An 18,915-nucleotide genomic window follows, 5' to 3' on the forward strand; every position below is an offset into this window, starting at 1 on the left:
GTCAGAACTCCAATGCGGGAACGTCGAGCCAGCGGCGCTCTGCCCAGGATTTCAGGCCGAGTTCGGCAAGCTGCACGCCCTTGGCGCCGGCTTCCAAGCCATAGGGCCACGGCGCATCTTCGACGACATGGCGGATGAACATCTCCCACTGCGCCTTGAAGCCGTTGTCGAAAGCCTGCGTGTCCGGGACCTCGTCCCAGGTCTTGTAAAAGTCGATCGTCTGCGGCTGGTCGGGGTTCCAGACCGGCTTCGGCGTGTTGACGCGGTGCTGGCTCCAGCATTTCGTCAGGCCGGCGACAGCCGAACCATGCGTGCCGTCGACCTGGAAGGTGACGAGGTCGTCGCGGCGAACGCGAACGGCCCAGGAGGAGTTGATCTGCGCGATGGCGCCGCCCTCGAGCTCGAAGGTCGCATAGGCCGCATCATCGGTGTCGCAATCATAGGGCTTGCCCTGCTCATCGATGCGCTGGCCGATATGGGTGGCGCCGAGGCAGGAGACAGCCTTTACCTCGCCGAACAAATTGTCGAGCACGTAGCGCCAGTGGCAGAGCATGTCGAGGATGATGCCGCCGCCATCACCCTTGCGATAATTCCAGGACGGACGCTGGGCGGGCACGCCCCAATCGCCTTCGAAGACCCAGTAGCCGAATTCGCCGCGCACCGAGAGGATCTTGCCGAAAAAGCCGGAATCCTTCAGCAGCGCCAGCTTGCGCAGGCCCGGCAGGAACAGCTTGTCCTGCACGACGCCGTGCTTGAGCCCGGAGCCGCGCGCCTTGCGGGCAAGGTCGAGTGCCACTTGCAGATCGTCGGAGATCGGCTTTTCGCAATAGACATGCTTGCCGGCATCGATCGCCCTGGACAGCAGCTCGGCGCGCATCAGCGTCGTGCCGGCGTCGAAGAAGATCGTGTCGTCGGGATTGGCGAGAGCGGCATCGAGGTCGGTCGACCAGCGCCCGATGTTATGCTTCTTCGCCAGCTCTTCCATCTTGGCGCCGTTGCGGCCGACGATGATCGGGTCGATCTCGAGTTTCTCGCCCGATTTCAGCGTGATGCCGCCCTGGTCGCGGAAGGCGAGGATCGAACGCACCAGGTGCTGATTGTACCCCATGCGGCCGGTAACGCCGTGCAAGATGATCCCCAAGCGTGCCATTTTTCCTCCCTTGCAATTTTTTGCGGCGGGAGCGGGCATCCGGCCCGACCCTCCCAAGTCAGTAACTAAACAGTTACTTGATGGCAGAAGAGCAGCGAGGCTGTCAATAGTCAAATCCTGTTTTCGGGATTCAGCGCTTGATCGAGGCGAGCGTCACGTGGACGATATGCCTTTCCCAGGCATGGAGATGGGTCGGCTCGATCAGGTCCCGGCCGAAGATCGTCGAAAGCGTGTACTGGTTGGACAGGTAAAAATAGCCGAGCGAGGCGATCGTCAGATAGACGTGCAGGGGATCGGCGGTCTCGACGAAGACGCCCTGCTTCTTTCCCCGCTCGAGTACATCCGAAAGCTCGCCGATCAGATGCGAGTGCAGTTCTTTTAGCCGAACGGACTGGCGCAGCCAGCGGGCGCGATGCAGATTTTCCGTGCCGAGCAGGCTCAGGAATTCCGGGTGCTGGAGAAAATAACGCCAGGTGAAGAGCGCGAGTTCGCCGATGCCTTCTTCCGGGCTACGGTCGCCGATATGAAGCGCGCGCTCGGCCGTGCGGATGCCGACATAGGCTTCTTCGAGCACTCTGAGGTAGAGCTGCTCCTTGTCGCCGAAATAATGGTAGAGCATGCGCTTGTTGGTGCCGGCGCGTTCGGCGATGGCATCGACGCGGGCCCCGCCCATGCCGTTTTCGGCGAACTCGCGGGTTGCCGCTTCCAGGATCGCGGCGCGTGTCCGCTCCGGATCGCGTTGCGCCGTGCGTTCCTGAGATGGGCGCCGGGATTTTTTCTTTTCTCCGTTTTCCGCGTTGTCGTTCATCGTTTCCCCTCCGTCTCGGATGTTGCGCTCATAAGCCTTCGGTGCGAAATTGTAAAAACCGAATTTAGAAGGGCGGCCAGCAACAACCGACACCCCGCTTGACACGCTTGCCGCTTTGCCCGTAGCTTGTAACCAATTAGTTATTTATGCAAGGGTAACTACATCGGAAGCGTGTGGAGGCGCTTCCCCTTAGGAGGAGGAAAAAATGAGCCTACGTGTAAGCAGACGTAATTTCGTGGCGGGAGGCGCAACGCTTCTTTCGCTTTCGGCGCTCGGAACCAGCGCTTTGGCACAGGAAACGCGCCTGCGTCTCCTGTGGTGGGGCTCGCAGCCGCGCGCCGACCGCACCAACAAGGTCTCCCAACTTTACCAGACAAAGAATGCCGGTACGTCGATCACCGGCGAATTCCTCGGCTGGGGCGATTACTGGCCGCGTCTTGCGACCCAGGTCGCCGGCCGCAATGCGCCTGATATCATCCAGATGGACTATCGCTATATCGTTCAATATGCGCGGCGCGGTGCGCTTGCGCCGCTGGAATCCTATATGCCGGCGAAACTGAACCTCGACGATTTCGACAAGGCGCAGGTCGAAGGCGGCAGTGTCGACGGCCATCTCTATGGCGTCAGCCTCGGGGCGAACTCGGCCGCGACGGTGCTCAACACCACCGCCTTCAAGGAGGCCGGTGTCGATCTGCCGACGCAGGCGACAACCTGGGAAGAATTCGGCCGCATGGGCGCCGAGATCACCAAGGCGGGCAAACGCAAGGGCATGTTCGGCATCGCCGACGGCAGCGGCGGTGAACCGCTGTTCGAAAACTGGCTGCGTCAGCGCGGCAAGGGCCTCTATACCGCCGACGGCAAGATCGCCTTCGACGTCGACGATGCATCGGAATGGTACGACATGTGGGCCAAGTTCCGTGAGGCCGGCGCCTGCGTTCCTGCCGACGTCCAGGCGCTCGACAAGAACGACATCGAAACCAACACGGTATCGCTCGGCAAATCTGCGGCCGGCTTTGCCCATTCCAACCAGTTCGTCGCCTATCAGGCAATGAGCAAGGACAAGTTGGCGCTCACCAACTACATGCGCATCAAGGCGGATTCGAAGGGTGGCCACTATCGCAAGCCTTCGATGTTCTTCTCGGTCTCGGCCCAGTCGAAATCGGTGGAGCAAGCGGTCGACTACGTCAATTTCTTCGTCAAGAACCCCGAGGCGGCGGTGCTCCTGGATGTCGAACGCGGCATTCCGGAATCGGCCGCCATGCGCGAGGTCGTCGCGGCGAAGCTCGATGAGAACGGCAAGGTTGCCCTGGCATATGTCAGCGGTCTTGGCGACCTCGCCGGCAAATTGCCGCCGCCGCCGCCGGCCGGCGCCGGTGAGGGCGAGCTGATGTTGCGCAACATCGCCGAACAGGTCGGCTTCGGACAGCTGTCTCCCGCCGATGGCGGCAAACAGCTCGTCACTGAAATCACGCAGATTCTCGCACGAGGCTGATCCCGTATGAGCAATGCGATGCGCACGCCCGCAGGGGCCATATCAGTGGAAAGCTATCAGGGTGCCGTGGCCGAAGGACGCTTCCGGCGTCTCTGGAATGCCAATGCTCCCGGCTATCTCTTCCTTTTGCCATGGCTCATCGGCTTTTTCGGTTTGACCCTCGGGCCGGCCCTGATTTCGCTCTACCTTTCCTTCACCGACTTCGACATGATCCAGTCGCCGCGGTGGGTGGGGGCTGCGAATTACGTGCGCATCGCCACGGCGGATCCGAAATTCTCGGCCGCCATGCACGTAACCCTGACTTATGTCGTCTTATCGGTGCCGTTCAAGCTGACCTTCGCCTTGCTGGTCGCCATGGCGCTGAACCGCGGCCTGCGTGGGCTGCCGATCTATCGCGCCATCTTCTACCTCCCCTCACTGCTGGGTGGCAGCGTGGCGATCGCCGTGCTCTGGCGCCAGCTTTTCGCCAGTGACGGCCTCATCAACGCGGCCCTTGCCCAGATCGGCATCGAGGGACCGAGCTGGATCTCGCATCCGAACTATTCGATCTACACGCTGGTGGCGCTGTCCGTCTGGCAGTTCGGCTCGCCGATGATCATCTTCCTGGCCGGCCTGCGCCAGATCCCGCAGGATATGTATGAGGCCGCGAGCCTCGACGGCGCCTCGAAATTCCGGCAATTCTACAAGATCACGCTGCCACTTCTGACGCCGGTGATCTTCTTCAACGCCGTCGTCCAGACGATTGATGCCTTCAAGGCCTTCACGCCCGCCTTCATCATCTCCGGCGGCACGGGCGGTCCGATCAACTCGACGCTCTTTTACACGCTCTACCTCTATCAGGAAGCCTTCGGCAATTTCCGCATGGGCTATGCCTCGGCGCTCGCCTGGATCCTGGTGGTGATCATCGCGATCTTCACTGCCTTCTCCTTCCTGACCTCGCGTTATTGGGTGCACTACGATGACTGAGATGACCGCTTCCGTCACTGCGGCCAGGCCGCCATCGGACATCACCAAACGCAGTCTGCCGGCGTCGCTCATCATCCACGCCCTGCTGATCGCCGCATCGCTTCTGATGCTCTATCCTCTGTTGTGGATGGTTTCGGCATCGGTCAGGCCGGAAACCGAGATCTTCTCGTCGACCTCGCTCATCCCGTCGTCGATCGATTTCTCCTCCTATGCGCGCGGTTGGGTCGGCCTCGATGTCAGCTTCGGCCGGTTCTTCTGGAATTCGCTGGTCATTTCGCTGCTGGTGGTGACGGGCAATGTCATCGCCTGTTCGCTGACGGCCTTCGCCTTTGCGCGGCTGCGGTTCGTCGGCCGGAATTTCTGGTTCGCGATCATGCTCGGCACGCTGATGATCCCCTATCACGTGACGCTGATCCCGCAATATGTGCTCTTCCTCGATCTCGGCTGGGTCAACACCATCCTGCCGCTTGTCGTGCCGAAGTTCCTGGCAAGCGATGCCTTCTTCATCTTCCTGATGGTGCAGTTCTTCCGCGGTATCCCGCGCGAACTCGACGAGGCGGCGATGATGGATGGTTGCAGCGCCTGGCGCATCTATTGGAAGATCATGTTGCCGTTGTCGCTGCCGGTGCTGGCGACGGCCGCCATCTTCTCCTTCATATGGACCTGGGACGATTTCTTCGGTCCGCTGATCTACCTGAACGACATGAACACCTATACGATCCAGCTCGGCCTGCGGACCTTCGTGGACTCCACCAGCGCATCGGATTGGGGCGGTTTGTTCGCCATGTCGACCCTGACGCTGGTGCCGGTATTCTTCTTCTTCCTGTTCTTCCAGCGTCTGCTGATCGAGGGCATCGCCACGACGGGCATGAAGCGTTGACGGCGATAGCGGGAAAAAGCGACATGAGCATGAAGACGGTGGCGATCGTCGGCTGCGGCATCGGCCGCTCCCACATCGTCGAAGGCTACCTGCCGCATTCCGACAAGTTCAAGGTCGTGGCGATCTGCGACCTGAACGGAGAGCGTTTGTCGGCGGTCGGCGACGAGTTCGGTATCGAACGCCGCACCACCTCTTTTGCAGAACTGCTGGCCGACGACACGATCGACATCATCGATATCTGCACCCCACCCGGCATTCATCTGGAACAGGTGGTCGCGGCGCTCGCCGCCGGCAAACATGTCGTCTGCGAAAAGCCGCTGACCGGCTCGCTGGCCGGTGTCGATACCATCATGGAAGCGGAAAAAGCCGCCAAAGGCGTACTGATGCCGATCTTCCAATATCGCTATGGCGACGGTATCCAGAAAGCCAAGCGGATCATCGATGCCGGCATTGCCGGCAAGGCCTATACGGCTTCGGTCGAAACCTTCTGGTTGCGCAAGCCGGAATATTACGCCGTTCCCTGGCGCGGCAAATGGGCGACAGAACTCGGCGGCGTGCTCGTTACCCATGCGCTGCATCTGCACGACATGATGATGCATCTGATGGGCCCGGCAGCAAGGGTCTTCGGCCGTGTCGCCACCCGCGTCAACGATATCGAGGTCGAGGATTGCGCCTCCGCCAGCCTGCTGATGGAAAACGGCGCCTTTGTCTCGCTGTCCTGCACGCTTGGTTCGCAGGAACAATTGAGCCGGCTAAGGCTGCACTTCGAGAACGTCACGTTCGAAAGCAGCCACGAACCCTACACACCAGGCAAAGATCCCTGGAAGATTATCGCTGCGAATGACGAGGTGCGGGAGAAGATCGACCGGGTGATTGCCGACTGGCAGCCGGTCGCGCCGCGTTTCACCACCCAGATGGGCCAGTTCCACGCCTTCCTCAGCGGCCAGGGGCCGCTGCCGGTGACGACGGTGGATGCTCGTCGCGCGCTGGAACTGGTGACCGCCATTTACCAGTCTTCCGACAGCGGCGCCGACGTGCCGCTGCCGGTCGGTCCTGACAGTCCGAAATACGCCGATTGGCGCGCAAGAACGAAGTAACCGATAAATAAAACGAGAGGGTTTTGAGAAGATGGCAACCAGTGTCGTTCTTCAGAAGGTCGAGAAGCGCTACGGCTCGCTGGATGTGATCCATGGCATCGACCTGACGATCGATCCCGGCGAATTCGTCGTTTTCGTCGGCCCCTCCGGCTGCGGAAAATCGACCCTTCTGCGCATGATCGCCGGTCTCGAGGAGATCACCGCCGGCGCGCTGCTTCTCGACAGCGAGCGCATGAACGAGGTGGCGCCCGCCAAACGTGGCATCGCCATGGTTTTCCAGTCCTATGCCCTCTATCCCCATATGTCGGTTTACAAGAACCTTGCCTTCGGCCTGGAGACGGCGGGTTACAAGAAGACCGATATCCAGCCGAAGGTGAAGCGTGCCGCCGAGATCCTGCAGATCGAGAAGCTGCTGGAGCGCAAGCCGAAAGCGCTCTCCGGCGGTCAGCGTCAGCGTGTTGCGATCGGCCGCGCCATCGTGCGCGAACCGCGGATCTTCCTGTTCGACGAACCGCTGTCGAACCTCGATGCCGAACTGCGCGTGCAGATGCGCGTCGAGATCTCCCGCCTGCACCGCAGCCTGGGTAACACCATGATCTATGTCACCCATGACCAGGTCGAAGCCATGACGATGGCCGACAAGATCGTGGTGTTGAATTCCGGCCGCATCGAGCAGGTCGGCGCGCCGCTCGATCTCTACAACAACCCGGCCAACCGCTTTGTCGCCGGTTTCATCGGCAGCCCGAAAATGAACTTTCTCAAGGCCCGCATCGAGCAGGTCGGCGAGGCTGAAACCAGCATCCATGTCTGCGGCAATTCGGTTCGCCTGCCGCGCCGGCTGAAAGGCGAGGCTGGCCAGGACGTCACCTTCGGCATCCGTCCCGAGCATCTTTCCCTCGCCGAGGGCGCCATCGCACTGTCGACCGTCAACATCGATCTCGTCGAAAATCTCGGCGGCGCCACCATGCTTTACACGACGACGCCCGATAGCCAGCTCCTGACCGTTGCGCTCGACGGCCAGCAGAAGGTCGAGCGCGGCGCCAATGTGAAGACTTCCTTCGATCCGGCCCGCTGTCACGTCTTCGATGCCGCCGGCAAAACGATCTGACCGCCCTTCTTGACAGCCGATCCCCCTCTGCCCCATCATTTCTGGATGGGGCCGTTGGAACAGGATGAATCCTGTTCTAACTTAATTAGTTAGAGCATGCTGTCGTCCGAAAACCGCTCACACTTTTCGGCATCATGCTCTGGGGGACAAGCATGACGCCTGAAGATAGGATTCATGCCCTTGGCATCTGGCAGGGCCCAATCGAGATTTCGCCGATATCCGGCGGCATTACCAACCGGAATTACCTAGTCAGCGATGCCGTGGCGCGCTGCGTGGTGAGGCTCGGCACCGATATTCCGATCCACCACATCAACAGGCAGAACGAGCTTGCCGCAAGCCGTGCGGCCCATGCCGCCGGCATATCGCCCGCTGTCATCCACCATTCGCCCGGCGTGCTGGTGCTCGAATATATCGAGGCACGGGCGCTTTCACCGGAGGATGTCAGGACACCGGAAATGCTGACCCGGATCGTCCCCTTGGTCCGTGCCTGCCACTGCGATATCGCCAGGCATTTCCGTGGTCAGGCAATGATCTTCTGGGTCTTCCACGTCATTCGCGACTACGCCGCCAATCTGAAGGCGTCGGGCAGCGCCTATCTCCCGCTGCTGTCGGCGCTGATCGGCAAGACCGAGACGCTGGAAGCAGCGGCAGGGCCGTTCGAGATCGCCTTCGGCCACAATGACCTGCTGGCCGCCAACTTTCTTGATGACGGCAAGCGGCTCTGGCTGATCGACTGGGACTATGCCGGCTTCAACACGCCGCTGTTCGACCTCGGCGGACTGGCCTCGAACAACGAACTCCCTGATGCGGCCGAGCGCATGATGCTGGAGATCTATTTCGACCGGCCGCTGACCGATGACCTCAGCCGGCGCTATGGCGCGATGAAATGCGCCTCGCTGCTGCGCGAGACGCTCTGGAGCATGATTTCGGAAATCCATTCCACCATCGATTTCGACTATTCCGGCTATACGGCCGAAAATCTCGCGCGCTTCGAACGCGCCTATCAAGCTTTTGAGCAGGACAATAAATGACGAAGGAATTACCGAAAACGGCAAAAGCCGTTGTCATCGGCGGCGGTATCATCGGCTGCTCGACGGCCTATCATCTCGGCAAACTCGGCTGGACCGATACCGTCCTCTTGGAGCGCAAGAAGCTCACCTCGGGAACCACTTTCCATGCCGCCGGCCTCGTTGGCCAGTTGCGCACCAGCGCCAACATCACCCAGCTTCTCGGTTATTCCGTCGATCTCTACAAACGGCTGGAGCAGGAAACCGGCCTCGGCACCGGCTGGAAGATGAATGGCGGCCTACGGCTTGCCTGCAACGAGGAGCGCTGGACGGAGGTCAGACGCCAGGCGACCACCGCCCATTCCTTCGGCTTGGAAATGCAATTGCTGACGCCGCAGGAAGCCTTCGATCTCTGGCCGTTGATGACGGTCGATGATCTGGTCGGGGCCGCTTTCCTTCCCACCGACGGCCAGGCCAATCCCTCCGACATTACTCAGGCGCTGGCGAAAGGCGCCCGCATGTCTGGTGTTTCGATCTTCGAGGATACCGAAGTTCTCGATCTCGAGATCGACAACGGAATGATCCGCGCCGTCGTCACGGCGCAGGGGCGCATCGAATGCGAGCGCGTCGTCGTCTGCGCCGGCCAATGGACGCGCACCTTCGCTGCCCGTTTCGGCGTCAATGTGCCGCTGGTCTCCGTCGAGCATCAATACATCATCACCGAATCCTTCGGCGTGCCTTCCAATCTGCCGACGCTGCGCGATCCCGATCGCCTGACCTATTACAAGGAGGAGGTCGGCGGCATCGTCATGGGCGGCTACGAGCCGAACCCCATTGCCTGGGCGAAAGACGGGATCCCCGAAGGTTTCCACTACACGCTGCTGGACAGTAATTTCGACCACTTCGAGCCGATCATGGAACAGGCGCTCGGCCGCGTTCCGGCGCTGGAGAATGTCGGCGTCAAACAGCTGCTGAACGGCCCGGAAAGCTTCACGCCGGATGGCAATTTCATTCTCGGCGAGGCGCCGGAGCTGAAGAATTTCTTCGTCGGCGCCGGCTTCAACGCCTTCGGCATCGCCTCGGCCGGCGGCGCCGGCATGGCGCTTGCCGAATGGGTGACGAAAGGTGAGCCGCCCTACGATCTCTGGCCGGTCGACATCCGCCGTTTCGGCCGCCCGCATTTCGATACCGACTGGGTGCGCACGCGCACGCTCGAAGCCTATGGCAAGCACTACACCATGGCCTGGCCGTTCGAGGAGCATTCGAGCGGCCGCCCCTGCCGCAAATCGCCGCTCTATGACCGGCTGAAGGCGCAGGGCGCCTGTTTCGGTGAAAAGCTCGGCTGGGAGAGGCCGAACTGGTTTGCCGATCTTTTCGCCAACGAGGAGCCGAAGGATGTCTATAGCTATGGCCGCCAGAACTGGTTTGCCGCCGTCGGCCGCGAGCACAAGGCAGTGCGCGAGGCGGCCGTCATCTTCGACCAAACCTCATTCGCCAAATTCGTGCTGAAGGGCAGGGATGCCGAGGCGGCACTCTCCTGGATCGCCTCCAACGATGTCGCAAGGCCTGTGGGATCGCTCGTCTACACGCAGATGCTGAATGACAAGGGAGGAATCGAATGCGACGTGACGGTCGCCCGCATCGCCGAGGACGAATATTACATCGTCACCGGCACCGGTTTCGCCACCCATGACTTCAACTGGATCGCCCGCAATATTCCGGCGGAGATGCATGCCGAGCTGGTCGACGTCACCTCAGCCTATTGCGTGCTGTCGCTGATGGGACCGAATGCACGCGCCGTGCTGCAAAAGGTGACCGGCAGCGACGTTTCGAATGCGGCCTTCCCCTTCGGCAAGGTCAGAACCGTCGGCATATCGGGTTGCCCGGTGCGGGCGCTGCGCATCACCTATGTCGGCGAACTCGGCTATGAACTGCATATCCCGATTGAATATGCGACAACGGTCTATGACGTGCTGATGGCCGCCGGCGCCGAGCTCGGCCTCGTCAATGCCGGCTACCGCGCCATCGAGAGCTGCCGGCTGGAAAAAGGTTATCGCGCCTGGGGGTCCGATATCGGTCCCGACCATACGCCTGTCGAAGCCGGCCTCGGCTGGGCGGTGAAGATCAAGAAGAACATTGCCTTCCGCGGCCGTGAGGCGATCGAACGGCAACTATCGGGCGGCGTGAAGAAGCGCCTCGCTTGTTTCGTTCCCGACGACGCCGATGCCGTGCTGCTCGGCCGCGAAACGATCTATCGCGACGGCAAGCGCGTCGGCTGGCTGTCGAGCGGCGGCTTCGGTTATACGCTCGGCAAGCCGATCGGCTACGGCTATGTCCGCAGCCCCGACGGCGTCACGGAGGATTTCATCCTCTCCGGCACTTATGAGCTCGATGTCGCGCGGGAGCGCATCCCCTGCAAGGTGTCGCTGGCGCCGCTCTACGATCCCGATATGGCGCGGGTGAAGGCGTGACGGGTCGAATTCCTGTGCGCTCGAGCGTTCCGAGAGGGCGCGCCCTCTCCTATGTCGGAAAGGCTCAAAATAGCGGCAACCGATCGTCCTGGATCAGGATCTCCAGCTTATCCGACACATCCTGCGTCCACGCCCGGTGTCCGGTCAAAGCCGCCGGGAAAAGTCCGGGAAGGGTGAATAGCGCCGCCGAAATCGCCGGGCCGGTGCGCGGGACATCGGCGATCAAAGCGACAATTTCCTGAGCACGGGGATCACGTAGTTCGTAGCGATCGCCGTTGCCGTGTTCGCCGAGCGCATAGCGCATCCATGCCGCAACGGCGATCGCATAGGTTTCCGCCCTGTCGCCATGCGCCAGCGCCTCGCTTGCCGGTTCCAGCAGCCGCTGCGGCAGTTTCTGCGTGCCGTCCATGGCGATCTGATAGGTCCGATGGGCGATCGCCTTGTTTGCAAAGCGGGCTATCAATTCATTGGCATAGTCGTCGAGATCGATGCCGGGAACCGGATCGAGCGTTCTCGCCGCCGCATGCATATGGCGGTAGGCAAGGGCTGCCAGGGCTTCATCATCCATCACGTCGCGGATGAATTCATAGCCGCCGATATAACCGAGGTAGGCGAGCAGCGAGTGGGCGCCGTTCAGCATCCTGAGCTTCATCTTCTCATAGGCCGAGACGTCTTCGACCATCAGTGCGCCGCGCACCTTTTCCCAGGCCGGCCGGCCATTGGCGAAATGGTCTTCGATGACCCATTGCGTAAAGGGCTCCGTCTCGATCGCCGCCAAATCGGTGCGGCCCGTCAGCCGCTCGGCATCGGCATAGGTCGCGTCGGTGCTCGCCGGCGTGATGCGGTCGACCATCGTCGACGGGAAGGGCACATTCGCTTCGATCCAGGTATGCAGATCGGCATCGATGCGGGAGGTGAATTCGAGCACGAGGCGTTTCAGAACGGCGCCGTTGCTCGGCAGGTTGTCGCAGCTCAGCGGCGTAAAGGGGGCTATTCCCTTCTGCCGGCGGCGTGCAAGGCCTTCCACCAGATAGCCGATGACGCCGCGCGGCGCATGCCGGTTGGCGAGGTCGGCGACGATATCGGGATGTTTGAGGTCGAGGCCGCCGGTTGCCGGATTGAAACCATAGGCCTTTTCCGTCACCGTCATGCTGACGATGCGGATCGCGGGATCTTCGAGCCGCGCCAGCAGGCCGGCTGGATCGCGCGGCGCCACATGCGCCTTCAGGATCGAACCGATCACCTCAGCCGTCGTGCCCGATGTATCGCGGATCAGCGTCGTATAGAGCCCGTTCTGGGCGCTCAGATTGTCGGCGACATCAGGCGTGCGCAGGCTTGCCACCTCGATACCCCAGTCGCCGCCTGCGGCTGCAAGCGCACCATCCGTAAACGGCGCAAAATGCGCGCGGAAAAACGCGCCAGGCCCCAGATGCAGAATGCCGCTTTTCAGCTGGTTGCGGTCATAGGCGGAAAGCTTCGCCGTCGGGGCGAGGCCGGAAAGGGTCTGCAGTCGTTCGGTCACAGCTTGTAGGCCTTCTTTGCATTGCCATAGGAGAGTTCGCCTGCAACGATCTCGGCTTCCCTCTTGGAAATCCGATGCTCGGCGGCGAGCCCAGCGAGGAAGCCGCAGACTTCGCGGCGCCAGACGTCATGCCGCGCCGGGATTGAAAGCAGCGCCCGCGTATCGTCGTTGAAGCCGGCCATATTGGCGAAACCTGCTGTTTCCACCACCTGGTCGAGATAGCGGCGAATGCCGAGCGGGCTGTCGTGGAACCACCAGGGTGGGCCGATCATCAGGCAGGGCCAGTGGCCGACCATTGGCGCCATCTCGCGCGCATAGGTCGTCTCGTCGAGCGTGAACAGCAGCACCCGAAGGCCCGGCGCATGGCCGTATTTCGAAAGCAGCGCATCCAGGCCGCCGACCCAATCCGTGGGTGTCGGGATATCGGCGCCCATATTCGGGCCGCGCGTCGCAAACAGCCTGCGGTCGGTATTGCGCTTCGAGCCGGCGTGGATCTGCATCACCATGCCGTCTTCGGCCGAAAGCCCGGCCATCTCGGTCATCATCTGGCCGCGGAAAAGCTCCGCGTCTTCAGCCGAAAGCGGCCCCTTCAGCGCCTTGTCGAGCAGCGCCTCTTTTTCCGCAAGCGGCAGATCGGCGGTGAAGGCTGTGGGCACACCGTGATCGGTCGCGGTGGCGCCGAATTGGCGGAAATAGGCGCGCCGGCGCCGATGCGCCTCGATCAGTCCGTCCCAGCGCGTCACCTCAGTGCCGGTGATCTCGCCGAATTTGACCAGATTGTCGCGGAAGCCGACGGCTTCTGGATCGGTGACGCTGTCCGGCCGGTAGGTGGTGCGCACCTTGCCGATCCAACCGTCCGCCGCCAGCTTCTGGTGATGCACCAGCGGGTCGAGCGCGCCGTCCGTGGTCGCGATCGTTTCGATCCCGAATCGCTGATGCAGCGCCCGCGGACGGAATTCGGGAAGGGCGAGCTGGGCATTGATATGGTCGTAGAGCGCATCGGCATTGTCAGGTGTCAGCGGCTCGGTGCAGCCGAGCACGGCCGACATCGCGTGATCGACCCAGAGGCTCGAAGGCGTTCCGCGGAAGAGGTGATAATGCGCGGCAAAGGTCCGCCAGATCGCCCGTCCCGCAGCCACCGGCTTGCCATCGAGCCGCGGCACGCCGAGTTCGTCCAAGGTGACGCCGACGCTGTGCAGCATCCGGAAGAGATAATGATCGGGAATGACCAGCAGCGAGGCGGCGTCTTCGAAGGGCTTGTCGTCGGCGAACCAGGCGGGTTCGGTGTGCCCGTGCGGGCTGACGATTGGAAGATTGCGCACCGTCTCGTAGAGATCTCGCGCAATGGTCCGTGTTGCCGGATCGGCCGGAAAGAGCCGGTCCGGATGAAGAAAGCCGTTTCCTGCATCCATCAGTATTCCTCCCTGATGGATAAGGGCCTACCCCACAACATCAGGCACGGCAAGGTCTTTTGGTAACCAAACGGTACAGTTTGGCGCATCGCTCCGCCAGCCATCGAAAGCATTGACGCGCTGGCCTATTTCCGCTTTGGGAGAACCATCTGTTCTGCCGGTTTCGGCAAAGGAGGATCGATGTCCGACGAGACGAACCGCATCACCCGGCTGGAGGAAATGCTGGCCCATCAGGCAAAAACGATAGAGGAGCTTTCCGATCAGCTGACCGAGCAATGGAAGATCGTGGAGCAGATGCGCACCAAGCTCGACCGGCTGACGGAACGTTTCCTGTCGCTCGAGGAGCAGTCGCTGGACGCGCCGGCAATTACCCGCCCGCCGCATTATTGACGGCGCGCTGCCGGTACGCGGCGGATACCGCGTGCCGGATTTCCTTGGCTGGCTGATCAGACGCCGCCGATGCAGAGATATTTCATTTCGAGATAATCGTCGGCGCCGTGCCGCGAGCCCTCGCGGCCAAGGCCCGATTGCTTGATGCCGCCAAAGGGCGCGGTCTCGGACGACATGATGCCGGTATTGATGCCGATCATGCCGTATTCCAGTGCTTCCGCCACGCGCCAGACCTTCTTCAGATCGCCGGCATAGAAATAGGCGGCCAGGCCGAATTCCGTGTCATTGGCCTCAGCTATGACATCCTCGACCGTCTCGAAGCGGAAGAGCGGCGCCACCGGGCCAAACGTTTCTTCGCGGGCCACCTTCATGCCGCGGGCGACGCCGGTCAGCACCGTCGGCGTGAAAAAGGTGCCGGCGCCGTCGATGCGCTTGCCGCCGGTCAGCACCTTGGCGCCCTTTGCAAGCGCGTCGCCGACATGGTCTTCCACCTTGGCAAGACCCTGCTCGTCGATCAGCGGCCCGATCATGACGCCCGGCTTGAAGCCGTCGCCGACTGACATTTCGGCGACCTTCGCAGCAAGCTTGGCCGCAAAGGCGTCATAGACGTTCGACTGGATGTAGAGGCGGTTGGCGCAGACGCAGGTCTGGCCGGCATTGCGATATTTGGAGGCGATCGCGCCCTCGACGGCGGCGTCGAGATCGGCATCGTCGAAGACGATGAAGGGCGCGTTGCCGCCGAGTTCCAGGCTCACTTTCTTGATCTGGTCGGCGCACTGCCGCATCAGGATGCGGCCCACCTCCGTCGAGCCGGTGAAGCTGATCTTGCGCACCTTGTCATTGCCGCAGAGCTCGCGGCCGATCGCCGGACCGTCGACGCCGACGACGAGGTTGAAGACGCCAGCCGGAATACCCGCCTGTTCGGCGAGCACGGCAAGCGCAATTGCCGTCAGCGGCGTCTGCTCGGCGGGCTTCGACACCACCGTGCAGCCGACGGCAAGTGCCGGCGCTATCTTGCGGGTGATCATCGCTGCCGGGAAATTCCACGGCGTGATCGTGCCGACGACGCCGACCGGTTGCCTGATGACGATCATCCGTTTGTCGTCGGAAGGCGCGGGGATCGTCTCGCCGTAGATGCGCTTGGCCTCTTCGGCATACCATTCGATATAGGCCGCGGCATAAAGGATCTCACCGCGCGCTTCCGGGAAGGGCTTGCCCATTTCGGCGGTCAGGATCGCGGCGAGCGCGTCTGAGTTGGCGACCATCAGGTCGAACCATTTGCGCAGGATGGCGCTGCGCTCCTTGGCCGGACGGGCAGCCCAGCCCGGCTGGGCGGCATGCGCCGCATCGATCGCCGTTCGCGTTTCTTCAGCACCCATATCGGGCAGCGAGGCGAGCAACTCGCCCGTTGCCGGGTTGAGCACGTCGAAGGTCTTTGCGGTATCGCCTGATGTCCAGACGCCGTTGATATAGCCGGCAGCGCGCAGGAAGGGCGAAGAGAAGGGAACGTGTCTGGTCAGGGCGGTGGTAAAAGCCATCTCATATCTCCTTGGGAGCGGCTGCCGGTTGCCGACGGCCGTCGAAATCCGGTTCCTGTCGCGTCACTTGGTCGAACTCGCTTCGAGCATCGAGGCCTCGAGAATGTCGAGCGCCTCGCCGAAAACCTCATCCTGGATGGTGATCGGCGCGAGGAAACGGATGACGTTGCCATGGACGCCGCAGGTGAGCAGGATCAGGCCCTTGTCGAGCGCGATCAGCCGCACCCGATTGGCGAATTCCGCACTTGGCAATCCCGTCGTCCGGTCGTTGAATTCGACGGCGTTCATGAAGCCCGGTCCGCGGATATCGACGATCTCGGGCACCGTCTCGCGCAGCGATTCCAGCCGCTGCTTCAGCCGTCCGCCAAGCTGGTTGGCGCGGCCGCAGAGATCTTCGTCCTTGATGACGTCAAGCACGGCGTGGGCGGCAGCGATCCCGAGCGGATTGCCGCCATAGGTGCCGCCGAGCCCGCCCGGTCCCGGCGCATCCATGATTTCAGCGCGGCCGGTGACGGCGGCGAGCGGAAAGCCGCCAGCAAGGCTCTTTGCCATCGTCGTCAGGTCCGGCGCCACCTCGTGATGATCCATTGCGAACATCCTGCCGGTGCGGGCAAAACCGGTCTGCACCTCGTCAGCGATCAAGAGGATGCCGTGCTGGTCGCAGAGTTCGCGCAACGCCTTCATGAAGGCGGCGGGTGCGGAGTAGAAACCGCCTTCGCCCTGCACCGGCTCGATGATGATGGCGGCGACGCGCTGCGGATCAACATCGGCGGCGAAAAGCTTCTTCAGGGCTGTGAGCGACTGATCGGCGGTGACGCCGTGCAGCTCGACCGGGAAAGGAATATGGAACACATCGCCGGGCATTGCGCCGAAGCCCACCTTGTAGGGCACGACTTTGCCGGTCAGCGCCATACCCATGAAAGTGCGGCCATGGAAGCCGCCGCCGAATGCGATGACGGCCGAGCGGCCGGTGGCGGCACGCGCGATCTTGACGGCGTTCTCGACCGCTTCGGCACCCGTCGTAACAAAAATCGTCTTCTTCTCGAAATCACCAGGCACGAGCACGTTCAGCCGTTCGGCGAGGTGCACGTAGCTTTCGTAGGGCACCACCTGATGGCAGGTATGGGTGAAACGGTCGAGCTGATCCTTGACCGCGGCGATCACCCGCGGATGGCGGTGGCCGGTGTTGAGAACGGCGATGCCGGCGGCGAAATCGATGTAGCGGCGGCCTTCCTTGTCCCATATCTCGGCATTTTCTGCGCGATCGGCATAAATCTGGGTCGTCATGCCGACGCCGCGGGAGATGGCGGCGTTCTTCCGGTCGGTAAGGCTTGTCGCGTTCATCGGGTGTGCTCCTGCGCTGAAAGGGGGCTGGAATTATCTTGCAGAAGTTCTGCAAGCTATGTAGAAAACTCCTACATTTTTCCTGCAAGAAAACAAGCGGGATTTTTTGCTTCAAACATCACGCGTTTTGATGAATGCTCGCAGCGATTGGAATCGGGATGTTTCTGGATGAACGATAGCGGACCTGTGCGCTACAAGGTGGCGGAGGCCGCAAGGCTGGCGGGCGTTTCGGCCTCGACGCTGCGCCTCTGGGAAAGCCAGGGCCTTTTGGTTCCTGGCCGTTCGGAAACCGGCCATCGGCAATACAGCGCCGACGATGTGGCGCGGTTGAAGCGCATCTCTTGGTTTCGTGTCGAGCGTGGCCTCAATCCCGCGGCAATCCGTGAGGCGTTGGAAGGGGAGGAGCTTCCGGCCGATGGTGCGGAGGCAAGCCAGGGCGCGGGCCTCGGCCGCAAGCTGCGCAGCCTGCGCCATGCCGCCGGCAAGACGCTCGATCAGGTGGCTGGCGACATCGGCATCACCGCTTCGACGCTCTCGACGCTGGAGCGCACTTCGCAGGGCGTGAGCTTCAAGACCCTACATGACCTCGCCGAGTATTATGGCACCACCGTCTCGCGCCTTTCAGGCGAGGAAAGCGAGGAGGGATCGGCTGTGGTGCGTGCCGGGGCGTGGCGCACCTGGCCTGAAACAACGCCTGGAGTCGCGGTGCAGTTGCTCGCCGAAGGCCGCAGGATGATGGATTGTCATCGTTTCGTGCTGGCGCCGGGGGCGGCCAGCGAGGGCGCCTATCGTCACGAGGGCGAGGAATTCATGCATGTCCTGGCCGGCCGGCTCGAGCTGGTGCTCGACAGCGATCAGTTTTTCGATCTAGGCCCGGGCGATTCGCTCTATTTCGAAAGCCGCCGCTATCATTCCTGGCGCAACCGCCACGACGGCGAAACCGTGCTTCTCTGGATCAACACACCGCCGACATTCTGACCCACCCGTACAGGAAGCAGTTTCGCATTTTGCGGCGTTGCGCTATAGCGCTAAAACACGACGATTTCAGGCCGGTTCAGCCTGACATTCGAACGAAAGATAGTCTCATGGCTGCGACCATACGTTATCACCAAGGCGATATTTCCGCGGCCGATGCCGCCCGTTACACCGGCGCAATCGCCATCGACACCGAAACGCTCGGCTTAGTGCCGCGCCGGGATCGGCTCTGCGTCGTCCAGCTTTCGCCGGGTAACGGCACCGCCGACGTCATCCGTATCGCCGCCGGCCAGAAAGAGGCCCCCAATCTCGTCGCCCTGCTCGAAGATCCCACCCATCAGAAGATCTTTCATTACGGCCGCTTCGATATTGCCGTGCTCTTCCATACTTTCGGCGTCACGACGACGCCGGTGTTCTGCACCAAGATCGCCTCGCGCCTGATCCGGACCTATACCGATCGCCACGGGCTCAAGGATAATCTCAAGGAGATGCTCGACGTTGATGTCTCCAAGGCGCAGCAATCTTCCGATTGGGCGGCCGAGCCGCTATCTCAAGCCCAGCTCGAATATGCCGCGTCCGATGTGCTCTATCTGCACGCGTTGCGCGACAAGCTGACGGAACGCCTGCTTCGCGACGGCCGGTTCGACCATGCGACGGCCTGCTTTGCATTCCTGCCGACCCGCGCCAAGCTCGACCTGCTCGGCTGGGAAGAGGCCGATATCTTCGCCCACAGCTGATTAAATTGCCTGCGACAC

At 61.9% G+C, this 18,915-nt stretch carries 16 protein-coding genes; 10 read left to right on the forward strand and 6 right to left on the reverse strand.

Going from position 1 to position 18,915, the window contains the following annotated elements; all coding sequences use genetic code 11:
• Position 1: 1 nt before the first annotated feature.
• Together J3O30_RS00420 and J3O30_RS00425 are read right to left on the reverse strand one after the other, a co-directional pair.
• Positions 2 to 1,150 carry a Gfo/Idh/MocA family oxidoreductase gene (locus tag J3O30_RS00420; RefSeq protein ID WP_207582380.1) on the reverse strand — a complete coding sequence of 383 codons (1,149 nt, stop codon included), beginning with the start codon at positions 1,148 to 1,150 and terminating at the stop codon, positions 2 to 4.
• A 130-nt stretch (positions 1,151 to 1,280) separates the two neighbouring features.
• Positions 1,281 to 1,958 (reverse strand): TetR/AcrR family transcriptional regulator, encoded by a 678-nt coding sequence (locus tag J3O30_RS00425; RefSeq protein ID WP_207582381.1) that lies wholly within the window; start codon positions 1,956 to 1,958, stop codon positions 1,281 to 1,283.
• Positions 1,959 to 2,163: 205 nt separating this feature from the next.
• Here J3O30_RS00425 and J3O30_RS00430 point away from each other — a divergent pair, with 205 nt between their 5' ends.
• The 7 genes from J3O30_RS00430 (at position 2,164) to J3O30_RS00460 (ending at position 10,979) form a co-directional block, all read left to right on the forward strand.
• A complete protein-coding gene (locus tag J3O30_RS00430) occupies positions 2,164 to 3,450 on the forward strand; it encodes an ABC transporter substrate-binding protein (protein ID WP_207582382.1) in 1,287 nt (428 codons plus the stop codon).
• Between the two features lie 6 nt (positions 3,451 to 3,456).
• A complete protein-coding gene (locus tag J3O30_RS00435; RefSeq protein WP_207582383.1) occupies positions 3,457 to 4,416 on the forward strand; it encodes a sugar ABC transporter permease in 960 nt (319 codons plus the stop codon).
• Position 4,417: 1 nt separating this feature from the next.
• Entirely contained in the window at positions 4,418 to 5,296 is an 879-nt protein-coding gene (locus J3O30_RS00440; protein ID WP_207584234.1) for a carbohydrate ABC transporter permease, read from the forward strand.
• Between the two features lie 23 nt (positions 5,297 to 5,319).
• A complete protein-coding gene (locus J3O30_RS00445; protein WP_207582384.1) occupies positions 5,320 to 6,393 on the forward strand; it encodes a Gfo/Idh/MocA family oxidoreductase in 1,074 nt (357 codons plus the stop codon).
• Between the two features lie 31 nt (positions 6,394 to 6,424).
• Complete coding sequence (ugpC, locus tag J3O30_RS00450; protein ID WP_207582385.1) at positions 6,425 to 7,501, forward strand: sn-glycerol-3-phosphate ABC transporter ATP-binding protein UgpC; 1,077 nt, start codon at positions 6,425 to 6,427, stop codon at positions 7,499 to 7,501.
• Positions 7,502 to 7,653: 152 nt separating this feature from the next.
• Complete coding sequence (locus tag J3O30_RS00455; RefSeq protein ID WP_207582386.1) at positions 7,654 to 8,532, forward strand: phosphotransferase; 879 nt, start codon at positions 7,654 to 7,656, stop codon at positions 8,530 to 8,532.
• Positions 8,529 to 10,979, forward strand: coding sequence for an FAD-dependent oxidoreductase (locus tag J3O30_RS00460; RefSeq protein WP_207582387.1), 2,451 nt, complete (start codon positions 8,529 to 8,531; stop codon positions 10,977 to 10,979). The genes J3O30_RS00455 and J3O30_RS00460 overlap by 4 nt, the downstream gene beginning before the upstream one ends.
• Before the next feature lie 64 nt (positions 10,980 to 11,043).
• Here J3O30_RS00460 and J3O30_RS00465 read toward each other — a convergent pair whose 3' ends face one another.
• Together J3O30_RS00465 and uxaC are read right to left on the reverse strand one after the other, a co-directional pair.
• The gene (locus tag J3O30_RS00465) at positions 11,044 to 12,501 is read right to left on the reverse strand and encodes a mannitol dehydrogenase family protein (protein WP_207582388.1); all 1,458 of its coding nucleotides are present in this window, start codon (positions 12,499 to 12,501) and stop codon (positions 11,044 to 11,046) included.
• Positions 12,498 to 13,913 carry a glucuronate isomerase gene (gene uxaC, locus J3O30_RS00470; RefSeq protein ID WP_207582389.1) on the reverse strand — a complete coding sequence of 472 codons (1,416 nt, stop codon included), beginning with the start codon at positions 13,911 to 13,913 and terminating at the stop codon, positions 12,498 to 12,500. Before uxaC ends, J3O30_RS00465 begins: the two co-directional genes overlap by 4 nt.
• 180 nt (positions 13,914 to 14,093) lie before the next feature.
• Between uxaC and J3O30_RS00475 the strand changes: the two genes are divergently transcribed.
• A complete protein-coding gene (locus J3O30_RS00475; protein ID WP_164016000.1) occupies positions 14,094 to 14,303 on the forward strand; it encodes a SlyX family protein in 210 nt (69 codons plus the stop codon).
• A 56-nt stretch (positions 14,304 to 14,359) separates the two neighbouring features.
• Here J3O30_RS00475 and J3O30_RS00480 read toward each other — a convergent pair whose 3' ends face one another.
• Together J3O30_RS00480 and J3O30_RS00485 are read right to left on the reverse strand one after the other, a co-directional pair.
• Positions 14,360 to 15,841: an NAD-dependent succinate-semialdehyde dehydrogenase gene (locus J3O30_RS00480; RefSeq protein WP_207582390.1), complete on the reverse strand. Its 1,482-nt coding sequence runs from the start codon at positions 15,839 to 15,841 to the stop codon at positions 14,360 to 14,362.
• A gap of 63 nt (positions 15,842 to 15,904) precedes the next feature.
• The gene (locus J3O30_RS00485) at positions 15,905 to 17,185 is read right to left on the reverse strand and encodes a 4-aminobutyrate--2-oxoglutarate transaminase (protein ID WP_207582391.1); all 1,281 of its coding nucleotides are present in this window, start codon (positions 17,183 to 17,185) and stop codon (positions 15,905 to 15,907) included.
• A 168-nt stretch (positions 17,186 to 17,353) separates the two neighbouring features.
• On the opposite strand from J3O30_RS00485, the gene J3O30_RS00490 reads away from it, so the two are divergent.
• Complete coding sequence (locus J3O30_RS00490) at positions 17,354 to 18,163, forward strand: MerR family transcriptional regulator (protein WP_207582392.1); 810 nt, start codon at positions 17,354 to 17,356, stop codon at positions 18,161 to 18,163.
• Between the two features lie 107 nt (positions 18,164 to 18,270).
• A complete protein-coding gene (locus J3O30_RS00495) occupies positions 18,271 to 18,897 on the forward strand; it encodes a ribonuclease D (RefSeq protein WP_207582393.1) in 627 nt (208 codons plus the stop codon).
• Positions 18,898 to 18,915 lie beyond the last annotated feature (18 nt).

Origin of the sequence: Rhizobium sp. NZLR1 (genome assembly GCF_017357385.1) — a bacterium.
Taxonomy (GTDB): domain Bacteria; phylum Pseudomonadota; class Alphaproteobacteria; order Rhizobiales; family Rhizobiaceae; genus Rhizobium.

Coding starts and splice junctions, on each gene's coding strand:
- J3O30_RS00480 (WP_207582390.1), bottom strand. CDS start 15,841: ATGGCTTTTACCACCGCCCTGACCAGACACGTTCCCTTCTCTTCGCCC.
- J3O30_RS00485 (WP_207582391.1), bottom strand. CDS start 17,185: ATGAACGCGACAAGCCTTACCGACCGGAAGAACGCCGCCATCTCCCGC.
- J3O30_RS00445 (WP_207582384.1), top strand. CDS start 5,320: ATGAGCATGAAGACGGTGGCGATCGTCGGCTGCGGCATCGGCCGCTCC.
- uxaC (WP_207582389.1), bottom strand. CDS start 13,913: ATGGATGCAGGAAACGGCTTTCTTCATCCGGACCGGCTCTTTCCGGCC.
- J3O30_RS00425 (WP_207582381.1), bottom strand. CDS start 1,958: ATGAACGACAACGCGGAAAACGGAGAAAAGAAAAAATCCCGGCGCCCA.
- J3O30_RS00420 (WP_207582380.1), bottom strand. CDS start 1,150: ATGGCACGCTTGGGGATCATCTTGCACGGCGTTACCGGCCGCATGGGG.
- J3O30_RS00460 (WP_207582387.1), top strand. CDS start 8,529: ATGACGAAGGAATTACCGAAAACGGCAAAAGCCGTTGTCATCGGCGGC.
- J3O30_RS00490 (WP_207582392.1), top strand. CDS start 17,354: ATGAACGATAGCGGACCTGTGCGCTACAAGGTGGCGGAGGCCGCAAGG.
- J3O30_RS00455 (WP_207582386.1), top strand. CDS start 7,654: ATGACGCCTGAAGATAGGATTCATGCCCTTGGCATCTGGCAGGGCCCA.
- J3O30_RS00435 (WP_207582383.1), top strand. CDS start 3,457: ATGAGCAATGCGATGCGCACGCCCGCAGGGGCCATATCAGTGGAAAGC.
- J3O30_RS00475 (WP_164016000.1), top strand. CDS start 14,094: ATGTCCGACGAGACGAACCGCATCACCCGGCTGGAGGAAATGCTGGCC.
- J3O30_RS00440 (WP_207584234.1), top strand. CDS start 4,418: ATGACCGCTTCCGTCACTGCGGCCAGGCCGCCATCGGACATCACCAAA.
- ugpC (WP_207582385.1), top strand. CDS start 6,425: ATGGCAACCAGTGTCGTTCTTCAGAAGGTCGAGAAGCGCTACGGCTCG.
- J3O30_RS00430 (WP_207582382.1), top strand. CDS start 2,164: ATGAGCCTACGTGTAAGCAGACGTAATTTCGTGGCGGGAGGCGCAACG.
- J3O30_RS00495 (WP_207582393.1), top strand. CDS start 18,271: ATGGCTGCGACCATACGTTATCACCAAGGCGATATTTCCGCGGCCGAT.